Below are 13738 nucleotides of genomic sequence, written 5' to 3' on the forward strand. Positions count from 1 at the left end.
CGCCTGCCGGAGCATCGGTTGGGAAAGAGGATTATTCTGCCGCGACGCGGCGTGGGGCGGCTGTCTGGGTCAGATAAGCGCGCAACGCCGCCGGTTTGACGGGCTTGTGCTGCAACGCGATTGCCTGCCGCTCGGCTTCCGTGCGCACTTCGGCACTTCGGTCGGCGGTGATCAGCAGGCCGGGCACGGCCTCGCCGTAGAGCGCCCTGAGCCGCAGGATTGCCCCGATGCCGCTGCCGTCATCGAGATGATAATCGGCCACCACCGCATGCGGCGGCTCCGGATGGGCGGCGATCGCGGCATCGAGTTCGGCCACGGATGCCACGGCCATGACCTCGCAGCCCCAGCCGGAAAGCAGGAGCCGCATGCCCTCGAGAATATCCGGCTCATTATCGATGCACAGCACCCTGACCCCGAGCAGCGCGCCTGCCGAAGGTCCCGGTTGCGGGCCGGGGGCGGTCCTGGCCTGCACCGGCAGGCGGCGCTCCAGCGGCACGGTCACCCGGAAACTCGTGCCCCGGTCCGGCTGCGACCTGAGATCGACGGGATGTTTCAGCACGCGGGCGATGCGATCGACGATGGAAAGGCCAAGGCCAAGCCCGGAGGCCGTGCGCATGCCCGCCTCCAGCCGCGCGAATTCCTTGAAGACCGTGCGGAATTTCGACGGCGGAATGCCGATGCCGGTATCCATCACCTGAATGACCACCTGATCGCCATGGCGGCGCGCGCCCACCAGCACCCGGCCCGAGGGCGTGTATTTGATGGCGTTGGAAACGAGGTTCTGGACCAGCCGGCGCAGCAGGTTCGGATCGCTGCGCACCGCAAGCGAGGTGGGCATGACGGTCAGCTCCAGATGTTTCTCCCGCGCCATTGGCTCGAAATCTGTACGGATGCGGGTCAGCAGGTCCTGAAGCGGCACGGTGGCAAGGCGGGGCTTCATTGCCCCGGTGTCGAGACGGGACAGATCCAGCACCGCCCCCAATATGCTTTCCACGGATTCAAGTGCTGAATCGATATTGTGCACCAGCAGCGCATCGGGGGATTGGCCAAGCCGCTCCACCAGCGTCGAGGTATAGAGCCGGGCGGCATTCAGCGGCTGCAGGATATCGTGACCGGCGGCGGCGAAGAAGCGCGTCTTGCCGATATTGGCCTCGTCGGCAGCGGCGCGGGCCTCGGCCAGTGCCTGATTGACGCGGGTCAGTTCCGCTGTCCGTTCGCTCACCCGCTGTTCCAGTGTTTCATTGGCCTGTTTCAGCGCCCGGTCGGCGGCAACCTTTTGCGAAATATCGGTGAAGGTTGCCACCAGCCCCTTGTCGGGCAGGGCATTGCAGCGCACTTCGATGATGCGCTCGCCCTCCTGCAACATCAGTTGGAAGGGTTCGTCCAGATGGTGAAAATCGGCCATCACCTCGGCCTCGCGCTCGGCTTCGATATCGCCGCGCTCGGTGAGCTGGCGGACGATGTCCGATAGCGGCACACCCACCTGTCCCATCTGTTCCGGCAGGTCGAGCAGGGTGCGGAAGCGGCGGTTCCAGATGGTCAGCCGCCCGCTGCTGTCGAAGACGGCAATGCCCTGATCCATCTGCGACAGCGCGGTTTGCAGCATGTCCTGGTTATATTGCAGGGCCTCGCTGGCCTGATCCAGCAGCCAGGCGGTGTCGGCGGAGGTATCCTCGGCCTTTTGCAGGATCAGCGACAGCACCAGCCGCGCCGAGGCCGAACCGATGGCGCTGCCCAGCAATTGCTCGGTAAAATGAATGAAGGCCATGTCGGCGGGGCTCTCATCCTCCAGCCTCCTGCCGATGCCGCGCTCATAGCTCATCAGCGAGCGCTCCATGCGCTCCTGCCCGAGATAACGGGCGATGGCGGCTTTCAGGTCGCCGATGCTGACCCGGGTTTTCCAGCCACGCGTTGCAAACTGTGCGCGGGCATGGCGGCGCACGAAAATGCCGGACTGAATGCGCTCCACCGGGCGCGGATTGCGGCTGAGGCTGCCCAGAACGAAGGCCAGCGTGTTGATGAGCAGGCTCAGCACCGTCGCCGTCAGCAGCGGATCGGCATTGACTGCCGTAAACGCGCTGACGCCGGGAAAGAGAAAGGCCAGCACGTCGCGCGCCAGTTCCTTGTGGGCATCCAGCCCGAAGCTCGGCAAAAGCAGCGTGTAGATCCAGGTGAGAAAGCCAAGGCTGAGGCCAAGGATCGCGCCCCGTGCATTGGCGCGGCGCCAGATCAGCCCGCCAAACAGCGAAGGCGCGATCTGGGCGATGGCGGCAAAGGCGAGTAGACCGATGGAGGACAGGCCCCGGCTGTCATCGGCCAGCCGGAAATAGGCATAGGCCAGGAGCAGAACCAGGAAGATCGCGACGCGGCGAATGATCAGCACGGTCTTGGCGGCGCTTGCGGTGGGGGACCGGCGCTGGGTGAGATTGCGCCGCAGCAGGACGGGCAGCACGATATCATTGGAAATCATGATGGCGAGCGCCACCGTTTCGACGATCACCATGGCGGTTGCGGCGGAAAAGCCGCCGATGAAGGTGACGAGCGTGACCCAGGGCAGATCGTGCACCAGCGGCAGGGTGAGCACGTAAAGATCGGCATTGCCGTCGCCGCCGAAGGTGATGATGCCGCCGATGGCTGCGGGCAGCACGAAGAGGTTGATGGCGATCAGATAGGCCGGCAGCAGAATGCCTGCCCATTTCAACTCCCGGCGGGTGCGGTTTTCCACCACCGTCACATGAAATTGCCGGGGCAGCATCAGGATGGCGAAGGCCGAGAGCGCCGTCAGAAGCAGCCAGCGGCTGATCGGAGTTTCATAGGTCAGCGCCTGCATGACGCGTTCATTATTGGCGGCTGCCTTCGCAATGTCGCCCGGACCGTCGAACAGCACGTAAACCACGGTCAGTCCGAGGGTACAGAAGGCCAGCAGCTTGACCAGGGATTCCATGGAAACGGCGAGAATCAGTCCGTCCTGATGTTCGGTGGCGTCGGTATGGCGCGTGCCGAAGATCGCCGAGAAGCAGGCGAGTGTCAGCGTGACGATCAGCGCGAGATCGAGAAAATAAAGATTTCCGGTGCCGATGCCGAAGGAGCCGGGATTGACCAGGCTGGCGACCGAATTGGAAACTGCCTTCAATTGCAGCGCGATATAGGGAATGGCACCCGCCAGCGAAATCACCGTGACGAGCAGTCCGACCAGCGGGTTCTTGCCGTAGCGGGCGGCGACGAAATCGGCGCTGGAGGTGAGCCGTTCGGCCTTGGCGATGTCCACCATGCGGCGGATGACGGGCATGCCGAGCGTCAGCATCAGGATGGGACCGATATAGATGCCGAAGAATTCCAGCCCCCGGTCCGCCGCAAGCCCGACGCCGCCGAAATAGGTCCAGGAGGTGCAGTAGACGGCAAGCGAGAGGCCATAAACCAGCGGTCTGCCGCCTGCGGGCACGCCGCGCGCGCGGCTCTGCCGGTCGCCATAGCTTGCCACCGCGAACAGCAGCAGCAGATAGGCGATGGCCGCAGCCATGATCAACCAGGCCGGAAGCATGCGTCACCCTCCCATTTGCGCCTATCTTACGCCAGGCAAGCACGTTTTGAAATCGCCACGCTCTTGTCCAAAAGTCGAAACTCTTTGGCTTTTCGCGCATTTGCGCTTACGGAACCTTGCAAGACCGGGCCAGCCCTCGAAGGTCACATCTTGTAACGCTCCTCAAGCTGCGGCTAAATCTATTATGGTCAAGGGGAAACAGGAGAGACGCATGTTGAACGAATTCAAGTCATTCATCGCGCGCGGCAATGTCATGGATCTTGCCGTCGGCGTGATCATCGGCGGCGCCTTCGGGCTGATCGTCAGTTCGCTGGTCAACGATATCGTGATGCCGCTGGTGGGCGTGGTGTTCGGCGGTTTTGATTTCTCCAATTATTTCTTGCCGTTAAGCTCCGCCGTCACCGCCGACACGCTGGCGGAGGCGCGCAAGCAGGGGGCGGTGTTTGCCTATGGCAACTTCCTCACCGTCGTCATCAATTTCCTGATTCTCGCCTGGATCATCTTCCTGATGGTCAAGGGCGTGAACACGCTGCGCAAGCAAATGGAGCATCAGGAAAAGGCCGGCAAGCCTGCCGCTGCGCCGCCTGCGGATGTGCAACTGCTGACCGAGATCCGTGATCTTCTGAAGGCGCGCCACCAGGAAGGCCCCTGATCGCGCGTCATCACGGGAATCGATCGGTGCCTCAAGCATTGTCATGGGATTTTTGCGGCGGCTTGCGGTAAAACCGCCGCACGATCCACGGGAGCCCTCCATGCCCTTGCTTGAAAGCTTAAGCCGCCGCGCCCTTTCCGCTCCGGAAAGCGGCATTGTCGAAATCGTCAACTATGCGCGCGGGCGCGACAATCTCCTGCCGCTCTGGGCAGGAGAGGGCGATCTGCCGACGCCGGATTTCATCAGCAGGGCAGCCTCCGATGCGCTTCTGGCCGGGGAGACTTTCTATACCTGGCAGCGCGGCGTGCCCGAGTTGCGCCAGGCGCTTTCCAGCTATTACCAGCGGCATTTTGCGGTCAACCTTACGCCTGAGCACTTCTACGTCACCGGGTCCGGCATGCAGGCGATTGCGCTTGCCGTTCAGGCCCTGACGGAGCCCGGTGACGAGATGATCTATCTCTCCCCCTGCTGGCCAAATATCGTCTCGGCCATCGAGCTTGGCGGGGCGCGCTCGGTAGGGGTGGAGATCGATTACCGCGAGGGCGGCTGGTCCCTCGATCTCGGCAAGCTGGAAAAGGCGATCACGCCAAAGACGCGGGCGCTCTTCATCAACACCCCCTCCAATCCCACGGGCTGGACTGCCAGCCTGGACGATCTGAAGGCGGTGCTGGCACTGGCGCGCAAACATGGTCTGTGGATTCTCGCCGACGAGATTTATGCGCTCTATTATTTCGCCGCCCCCGGCCGTGCCCCCTCCTTCCTCGATGTGATGGAGCCGGAGGACCGGGTGATCTTCGCCAATTCCTTCTCGAAAAACTGGTCCATGACCGGCTGGCGCGTCGGTTGGCTGGTGGCGCCGCCGGAAATCGGTCAGGTGCTGGAAAACCTCATTCAATATTCCACCTCCGGCGTTGCCCAGTTCATGCAGCGCGGCGCGGTGGTGGCGCTGAACGAGGGGGAAGATTTTCTGGCGGCAAACATCGCCCGGGCGCGCGCCGGGCGCGATATCCTGCTCGATGCGCTGATCGCCACCAATCGTGTCCGCTCGGTCAAGCCGGATGGGGCGCTCTATGCCTTCCTGCAGATCGACGGGATTACCGATAGCCGGGCTGCTGCCCTCGACATCGTGGACAAGACGGGCGTGGGGCTGGCGCCGGGTTCGGCCTTCAGCGCGGGCGGCGAACATTTCCTGCGCGCCTGCTTCCTTCGGGATCCCGGGCAGATGCAGGAGGCTGCCGAGCGGCTGAGCGGTTACATCAAGAGTCTGTAACCGAATTCGATAAAATGCGAGCAATCTCGTTAAGTCGAATTTAGCTCTCTGCGATGAAACAGGCCGCCCTGTTCCCCTCTGGCGGCCTCTGTTAACCGGATGGAAAAAGCCTTGGCGCCTACCATCGCCGCAAAGACCCCGGCCTTTCCGCCGAGGTCGGGAAGATGATCTTCCCGGGTGGCACGGCTCTGGCGTTTTATCGGAACAAGCGGAACTGCTGTTTCGAAGAGCAAGCATAATAGGGAACTCCAGAGCCCGATATGTCACCGCTTCAGAATAAAGGGGTGAGGTATGGCAATCTTGGTCACGGGCGGTGCCGGTTATATCGGCAGCCATATGGTATGGGCGCTGCTCGATGCCGGCCATGAGGTCGTGGTCATCGATCGGCTCTCCACCGGGTTCCGCAGCGCCGTGGCGCCCGCTGCCCGCTTTTATCTCGGCGATATTGCCGAGCGGGCCGTGCTTCAGCAGATTTTTCTGGAAAACCGGGTGGAGGCGGTGCTGCATTTCGCCGGTTCGGCGGTGGTGCCGGATTCCATCCGCGATCCGCTCGGCTATTATCGCAACAATACGCTTGCCTCGCAGGTGCTGATCGAGGAAACGGTGAGGGCAGGCATTGGCCGCTTCATCTTCTCCTCCACCGCTGCCGTTTACGGCACGCCGCAAACCGATCAGCCTGTGAAGGAAACGGCGGAGGCGCGGCCTGAAAATCCCTATGGCCGCTCCAAGCTGATGACGGAAGCCATTCTGGCCGACACGGCGCGGGCGCAATCCGGTTTTCGTTTTGTGGCCCTGCGTTATTTCAACGTGGCCGGTGCCGAGCGGTTGGGCCGGGTGGGACAATCCACCCGCAGCGCCACCCACCTTATCAAGGTGGCCTGCGAGGCCGCCCTTGGCAAACGCTCCGAAATTTCCGTCTTCGGCCAGGATTTCCCCACGCCAGATGGCACGGGCGTGCGCGATTACATCCATGTCGACGATCTCGTCCAGGCCCATCTCAAGGCCTTGCACTATCTGGTGGCGGGTGGCGAAAGTCTGACCGTCAATTGCGGCTATGGCCGCGGCGCCAGCGTGCTGGAGGTGTTGCAGGCGGTGGAGCGGGTGGCGCAGGTGCGTTTGCCGGTCACCTTTGCGCCGCGCCGTCCCGGCGATGCCGCCTCGGTGGTGGCGGATACGGCGCTGGCCCGCGCCGTTCTCGGCTGGTCGCCTCCCCATCCGGGGCTCGAGGCGATCATTCTGAGCGCTTTCGATTGGGAACGCCGCTTCCTGCGTGACCGCGACAGCGACATCGATGCGCTGCAGCAGAGGCTGGCGGCCAGCGGGTTCTAGGGTCAAAACTCAATCAGGATGGGTGTTCTGCAAGGCGTATTTTGTGTCTGAGTAGGAGGAAAGGTGAAGGAAATGCCGAACATTTTCAAACCTTTCCGACGCCCGCAGGCGCAAAATACGCCTTGCCCGAAGGGTTGAACGGGATGGGCCGCCTGATTGCGAACAATGCTCGACAAGGCCTCAGGGCCTTGCCTTGCGCTTGTTCGCGGCCATTCAATCCCATCCCGTTCAACAGAACACCCATCCTGATTGAGTTTTGACCCTAGAGCATTTCCAGGAAAAGTGGGAACCGGTTTTCCGTCCGGAAATGCTCTATCCAGTTTGACGACAGCTTGACTTTCTATTCTGCGCCTGTCGCGTGTATCGGGCGCTCTCATGCTGCCTGCCTCGCGGCTATGCTTATACGAGGTGGGGCAGATATGATGTCGGGTGTTGTGAGCCTTGTGGCTGGAGCGTTTCCGTGTTTCACGGACGGGTTGATACGCTCTACCTCTTTCATTTTACGCATGTCCGGACGAAAAACCGCTGCGCACTTTTTGACCGGAATGGGGAGGCGCGGACGATGAAGGCCGTCATTCTGGCCGGGGGCATGGGCACCCGTATTTCCGAGGAAACCCATCTGAAGCCGAAGCCGATGATCGAGGTCGGCGGACGTCCGATCCTCTGGCACATCATGAAGCTCTATCATGGGCACGGCATTTCCGATTTCATCGTCTGCTGCGGCTTCAAAGGCTATGTGATCAAGGAATATTTCGCCAATTACGGCCTGCACATGTCGGATATCACCTTCGACCTTGCGGAAAACCGGCTGCAGTTTCACAGGAAAAGCGCCGAAAACTGGCGGGTGACGCTGGTGGATACCGGCGAAAATTCGATGACCGGCGGACGCCTGCGGCGGGTGGCCCCCTATCTCCAGGGAGAAGACGCCTTCTGCTTCACCTATGGCGATGGCCTGTCCGATGTCGATATCGCCGACACGATCCGTTTTCATCGCGAGCATGGAAAGCTCGCCACCGTCACCGCCGTGCAGCCGCCTGCCCGCTATGGAGCGCTCAGCATGGATGGCACCATGGTGCGCGGTTTCGTGGAGAAGCCGGTGGGTGAAGCAGGGCACATCAATGGTGGCTTCTTCGTGCTGTCGCCAAAGGTCATCGACCGCATTGAGGGTGACGACATGCCCTGGGAATCCGACCCTTTGATGGGGCTTGCCGCCGATGGCGAGCTTTGCGCCTATGTCCATAACGGCTTCTGGCAGCCCATGGATACGCTGCGCGACAAGAACCACCTGGAAAGCCTCTGGGCCAGCGGCAGCCCTCCCTGGAAAAACTGGTGATGATGATCGATCCCACGTTCTGGCGCGGCAGACGCGTACTGCTCACGGGGCATACCGGCTTCAAGGGAAGCTGGCTGTCGCTCTGGCTGCGCGACATGGGCGCGGTCGTCACCGGCCTTGCCCTGCCGCCGGAGAGCAGGCCCAACCTGCATGGCCTGCTGGGTGAATCCCTTCCTGATACCGAGATCTGCGATCTGCGTGACCGGCTGGCGGTCACTGCAGCGGTGCTGCGTGCCGAGCCGGAGATCGTGCTGCATCTGGCCGCCCAGCCGCTGGTGCGGGCGGGATACCGCGATCCCGTCGGCACCTTCGAAACCAATGTGCAGGGCACGGTGCATGTGCTCGATGTGCTGCGGGCCGTAGAGACGGTGAAGGCCATCGTCGTCGTCACCACCGACAAGGTCTATGAAAACCCCGAAACGGCGCGGCCCTTCGTGGAAAGCGATCCGCTCGGCGGCCATGATCCCTACAGCGCCAGCAAGGCGGCGGCGGAAATCGTCGCGGCCAGCTATCGCGCCTCCTTCTTCGCGCCGCGCGGTGTGGGGCTCGCAACAGCGCGGGCTGGAAATGTCATCGGTGGCGGTGATTGGGCGCAAGACCGGATCGTGCCAGATGCCGTGCGCGCCTGGTCTCTCCAGCGTGCCATCGAGGTACGGCGCCCGGCGGCGGTGCGACCCTGGCAGCATGTGCTGGAACCGCTGGCAGGCTATCTGGCGCTGGCCGAGCGGCTTTATGCCGGCGGGCTTGCCCATGCCGCCTTCAACTTTGGGCCAGATCCGGACAATGCCGCGACGGTGGCCGATCTTCTCGCCGTTGCCTCCCGGGCTTTCGGCGGCGGCGAGGTGAGCCTCGGCACGGAGGCGGGGCCGCATGAGGCCGGCTATCTGCTGCTGGACAGCAGCCGGGCGAGGGACCATCTCGGTTACCGGCCGCTCTGGAATTTCGAGGAGACGGTGGTTCGCACCATGGGCTGGTACCGCCGTCTGGCAGCAGGCGAGGCGGCAATCGATCTCTGCCGCGCCGATATTGCCGATTATCTGACGCAGATGGCGGAAACTCCGAGCCAAAGGGGTGCGGCATGAGCGGCCGGTTCATCGCGGAAAAACTGGCCATCGATGGTCCTGTGCTTTTGACCCGCCGTCGTCTTGGCGATGAGCGCGGCCATCTCAGCCGGCTGTTTTGCGGCGAAGAGCTTCTGGATCATGGTTGGCCGGGGCCGGTGATGCAGGTCAATGAAACAGGCACTGGGCAGGCGGGTACGGTGCGCGGCCTGCATTTCCAGCACGCACCCTTTGGAGAATGGAAGCTGGTCACCTCCCTGCAAGGGGCGATCTTCGATGTCGCGGTCGATCTGCGCTCCGGCTCGCCCACTTTCCTGCAGCATGTCGGCGTCGAGCTTTCCGCGGAGAACGCCCGCTCGCTGCTCATTCCCGCAGGCTTTGCCCATGGCTTTCAGGCGCTGACCGATGCCGTGCGCATGGTCTATGTCCATTCCGCCCCCTATCGCGCCGAGGCTGAAGGCGGGCTTTCGCCGCTGGATGCCGCCCTTGGCATCGCCTGGCCGCAGCCTGTCAGCCTGATGTCGGATCGGGACCGCTCGCATCCACCGATCACGCCGGAATTTGAAGGACTGACACCATGAAATGCCGCCATTGTGGCTCCCGCAACCTGCGTCCCTTTCTGGATCTCGGCACGGCGCCCCCCTCCAATTCCTATGTGGCGGAGGCCGGTCTGGCGCGGCCCGAACTGTGGTATCCGCTGGTGATCCGGGTCTGCGGCGAATGCTTTCTGGTCCAGACAGAGGATTTTGCCGAGCGCGAGACCTTTTTTTCCGAAAACTATGCCTATTTCTCGTCCTTCTCCTCCTCCTGGCTCACGCATGCCAAGGCCTATGTGAAGGCGATGACTGAGCGCTTTGGCCTCGGTCCCTCGGCGCGGGTCGTGGAGGTGGCCGCCAATGACGGTTATCTCCTGCAATATGTGAAGGAGAAGGGCCTTGCCTGCCTCGGTGTCGAACCCACCGCCAGCACGGCCCAGGCGGCGCGCGACAAGGGCATCGATATCTGCCAGGAATTTTTCGGCGAAGAACTGGCTGGCCGGCTTGTGGCGGAAGGCTGGCAGGCCGACCTGACGGCGGCCAACAATGTGCTGGCGCATGTGCCCGACATCAATGATTTCCTGCGCGGTTTTGCGCGGCTGTTGAAGCCTGAGGGCGTGGCGACCTTCGAGTTTCCGCATGTGATGAACATGATGGCGGAGAGCCAGTTCGACACGGCCTATCACGAACATTATTCCTATCTGTCGCTTTTGGCGGTGCAACGGATCTTCGATCAGAACGGTCTGACGGTGTTCGATGTGGAGACAACCCCCTGGCATGGCGGCAGCCTGCGCATTTTCGCCTGCCGCAGTGACCACGCCGCCCATGCCGTGACGGAACGGGTGGCGGCCATGCGGATAAGGGAGGAAGAAGCCGGTCTTGCCGATGTTGCGACCTATGCCGCCTTCCAGGCCAGGGCAGAGCGTGTGCGTGACGATTTTCTGGAATTCCTGATTGCCTGCCACCGGCAGGGTCTGAAAGTCGCGGCTTACGGAGCCGCCGCCAAGGGCAATACGCTGTTGAATTTCGCCGGCATCAAGGCCGGGCAGATCGCCTTCGTTGTCGACAAGAATCCGGCAAAGCAAGGCATGTTTCTTCCGGGCAGCCGCATTCCCGTTGTGCCGGAGGAGGTTCTGAAACGCGAAAAACCGGACAGGGTGGTCATATTTCCATGGAATCTGACAGACGAGATCAAACAACAGCTTTCGTATATTACCGACTGGGGTGGGAAATTCGTGACGGCGGTGCCGAGCCTGATCGTTCACCCGGAATGACAGAGGCGCAGGTGATGCCAGCGGATACGCCGCGACACCCGCCGGCGCTTGCCCGGACATCGCCCTTGCCCGTGAAGTGATATCAAGGTCATTGAAAATGACCTGATATGTCTTTTTCGAATCTCTCATGCCCTGCCACAGGTGAGATGTTCGAAACCCGTTCAAGGCGAGGATGCGTAAGCATTTTCGCGCCTTGGCATAACGAGGCTTGCTGCCATCGGCAGCAAGCAGTGTTGAGAGCCCGCCGATAGGAGAGATCGGATGACCCACCAGCCTGGCCTGACCATTTGCGTTCCGTCGCGAAATCGTCAGTTCTATTTCCAGAAGACGATCGAAGGCCTTCTGAAAAATGAAAGGCCGGATGTGCAATTCGTCTTTGCCGACAATTCGGACGATCCGGCCATCATGAATGATTTCATGGCGGCGCTCCTGCCGAAGGATCCACGGATCGTCTATCTGCCGTCCACAGGCACCGTCCTTTCCATGCTCGACAACTGGGAGCGGACCATCAAGGCGGCAACGGGCGAGTGGGTGAGCTTTATCGGCGACGATGACTTCATCGATCCCGATGTGATGGGATTGATCGACCGTGTGGCAGCGGTCAATCCCGATATCGAGGCTTTCTCCTGGGGCACACTCAGCTATTCCTGGCCGGTGGAGGGAGAGCCGGTGGGCACGGTCAGGATACCTTTTGACCGCGCGGTGATCCGGCTGCCGAAAAGCGAGCCCTTCCGGCGCATGTTCGGCTGGTATGAGCCGAACGCGGTGCCGACATCCGGCTATTCGATCTACCATTCCGCCATCAGGCGGCGGCTGTTGCAACGGATCCATGATAAATACGGCCAATGCTATTTCGGGCATGCGGTGGTCGATTACGACATGGCGATGAAGGTCATCTGCGAGGCCCAGGGCTTTGCATTTACCCAGCGGCCTTTTTCGATCTTCGGCGCCTGCCCGGCAAGCAACTCCTTCTCCATCGGACGTCTGGAGGATACCAAGAAAAAGGCCGAGATCTTCCTGGCGGAGTTCGGCAGCAATTTCGAGGCGGATCCTGCCCTGCGCGATTTTCCCTTCAGCTCCCTGCTGGGGGTGACGGCCACCATCGGCCTGACGCAGCACGTTTTCCGCAAGCAATACGGTATCGAGGTCGAGGGTTGGGAAAAGGGCTTCGCCAAGGCTTGCGCCCTGAACACCGAAGCCTATCGAGACAAGCAGGCCTTCGAGACGATCAAGGCGGGCTATGACATGGCGTTCCGCAACTGGAAGGGCGGGCGTTTTCTGAAACATTATAATCCGGTCTGGCTGGGCGATATTCCTCTGCTCACGGTCACCGGCTTTACGGAGAGCGCTTTGATCATCCGGTCCGATATTGGCGGCGCCGACACACCTGCAGCGCTATGGGAGGTGATAAAGGGCATGATCGTACCGGCAGACGATATCGTCGTTCATCCAGACGGGCTGCGGTCTCTGGTGGAGGAAGGCGTTGCCTCCGAACAGGTTCTGCGCCTCGCCGGAAAGACGGTTGTCAAACCCACGGCTCAAAGCAAGGCGTCGGAAAATCTGCGGCGGTTGAGGGGCGCTAAAAGACGGTAAAAAGAGCCCGACGGTTCCGGATAAACCGGGCCTCTGCTGTCACGGGGGATGTTTTCGCCGGGGTTGACGTGATCAGCAGGACAAGAAAGAGCCGATCTGATGAGAATCAGATCGGCTCTTCTTTTTCGCGTGGTTTTGAAAGCTGGCTGAAAGAAGCGCTCTAAATCTTAGTTTTACGCATTTCCGGACGGAAAACCGGAGTCCACTTTTCCTGGAAATGCTCCAGTTTTACGCATTTCCGGACGGAAAACCGCGACGGCAATTCTCTCGGGACAATGCTCTACGAGCGCTTCAGGAAGCCGCCCCTGGACACTGTAAGAGCGATCTTGTGTTCGAGCGTCTTGTCATAATCGAGGTTCAATGCCGCGCCATCGGCAGCGGCCCGGCCTTCGTCCTGCAGGCGTCGCAAATATTCCCTGACCGCAGTGCGTGGATTGTCACCGGGGCCCCAGGGGCGATCCGGATACATATCCGCCGGCATGTCTTCGATCAGCGTGTCCCAGACGACGCAATAGGAGCCCTTGGAGACGAGGGGCGCGTAGAGTTCCAGCTCGTCCAGCACATGCTGATGGGTGTGATTGGAATCGAGGAACACCATCACGGTCTCGTGCCGGGCGGCATGGGCCCGGACCTGTTCGATAATCTCGGCTCCGACCGAAGACCCCTCGATCATGTCGATCTTGTGGCTCATCGGATGCGCCTCGATGGCGGCCCGGTTATGGGCGCGGATATCGATATCGATGCCGAGCACCCGGCGATTGCTGGCCTTCGGGTCCAGCGATCTGCCTGCTTCGACGGCCTCGCAATAATCGATCATCGCCAGCATGGAGGCGCTGAGAATAAGCGAACCGCCATGGGCAATACCGGTCTCGATGACGAGGTCCGGCTTGACCCTCCAGATCATTTCCTGGATCGCATAGCTATCCTGCGGGATCTGGATGATGGGACGGCCCAACCAGCTGAAATTGTACATGTAGTGGAGATTGACGCATTTCTGCATCATCAGATTGGCCAGATCGAGAAATTCGCCGTTCTTGCCAATGGCTTCGATATTGCGGCTTACGGAAGCCTCGAACTCTTCAATTGCGCTCATTGCCCACCTGATCACGGCTCCGGTCACTCAAGGCAGGCTCGAAAGCGCCGTCCCGT

At 61.4% G+C, this 13738-nt stretch carries 10 protein-coding genes; 8 read left to right on the forward strand and 2 right to left on the reverse strand.

Annotated elements, in window-relative coordinates:
* Positions 1-31: 31 nt before the first annotated feature.
* Positions 32-3541: a PAS domain-containing hybrid sensor histidine kinase/response regulator gene (locus QO005_RS16260; RefSeq protein WP_307159115.1), complete on the reverse strand. Its 3510-nt coding sequence runs from the start codon at positions 3539-3541 to the stop codon at positions 32-34.
* 211 nt (positions 3542-3752) lie between these two features.
* Between QO005_RS16260 and mscL the strand changes: the two genes are divergently transcribed.
* From mscL to QO005_RS16300, 8 genes are all read left to right on the forward strand, one after another.
* Positions 3753-4193, forward strand: a complete 441-nt coding sequence (gene mscL / locus QO005_RS16265) for a large conductance mechanosensitive channel protein MscL (RefSeq protein WP_307159116.1) — start codon at positions 3753-3755, stop codon at positions 4191-4193.
* 100 nt (positions 4194-4293) lie between these two features.
* Positions 4294-5463 (forward strand): pyridoxal phosphate-dependent aminotransferase, encoded by a 1170-nt coding sequence (locus tag QO005_RS16270; protein ID WP_307159117.1) that lies wholly within the window; start codon positions 4294-4296, stop codon positions 5461-5463.
* 291 nt (positions 5464-5754) lie between these two features.
* Complete coding sequence (gene galE, locus QO005_RS16275; protein WP_307159118.1) at positions 5755-6792, forward strand: UDP-glucose 4-epimerase GalE; 1038 nt, start codon at positions 5755-5757, stop codon at positions 6790-6792.
* A 562-nt stretch (positions 6793-7354) separates the two neighbouring features.
* Positions 7355-8125, forward strand: a complete 771-nt coding sequence (gene rfbF, locus QO005_RS16280) for a glucose-1-phosphate cytidylyltransferase (protein ID WP_307159119.1) — start codon at positions 7355-7357, stop codon at positions 8123-8125.
* Complete coding sequence (rfbG, locus tag QO005_RS16285; protein WP_307159120.1) at positions 8125-9207, forward strand: CDP-glucose 4,6-dehydratase; 1083 nt, start codon at positions 8125-8127, stop codon at positions 9205-9207. Before rfbF ends, rfbG begins: the two co-directional genes overlap by 1 nt.
* A complete protein-coding gene (locus QO005_RS16290) occupies positions 9204-9767 on the forward strand; it encodes a dTDP-4-dehydrorhamnose 3,5-epimerase family protein (protein WP_307159121.1) in 564 nt (187 codons plus the stop codon). The genes rfbG and QO005_RS16290 overlap by 4 nt, the downstream gene beginning before the upstream one ends.
* On the forward strand, positions 9764-10996 hold the full coding sequence (locus QO005_RS16295; RefSeq protein ID WP_307159122.1) for a class I SAM-dependent methyltransferase: 1233 nt from the start codon (positions 9764-9766) through the stop codon (positions 10994-10996). The genes QO005_RS16290 and QO005_RS16295 overlap by 4 nt, the downstream gene beginning before the upstream one ends.
* A gap of 261 nt (positions 10997-11257) precedes the next feature.
* A complete protein-coding gene (locus QO005_RS16300; RefSeq protein ID WP_307159123.1) occupies positions 11258-12589 on the forward strand; it encodes a glycosyltransferase family 2 protein in 1332 nt (443 codons plus the stop codon).
* A gap of 280 nt (positions 12590-12869) precedes the next feature.
* Here QO005_RS16300 and QO005_RS16305 read toward each other — a convergent pair whose 3' ends face one another.
* Entirely contained in the window at positions 12870-13682 is an 813-nt protein-coding gene (locus tag QO005_RS16305) for a cephalosporin hydroxylase family protein (RefSeq protein WP_307159124.1), read from the reverse strand.
* Between the last annotated feature and the right edge of the window lie 56 nt (positions 13683-13738).

The sequence above is a fragment of the Allorhizobium paknamense genome (genome assembly GCF_030815125.1).
Taxonomy (GTDB): Bacteria; Pseudomonadota; Alphaproteobacteria; order Rhizobiales; family Rhizobiaceae; genus Allorhizobium; species Allorhizobium paknamense.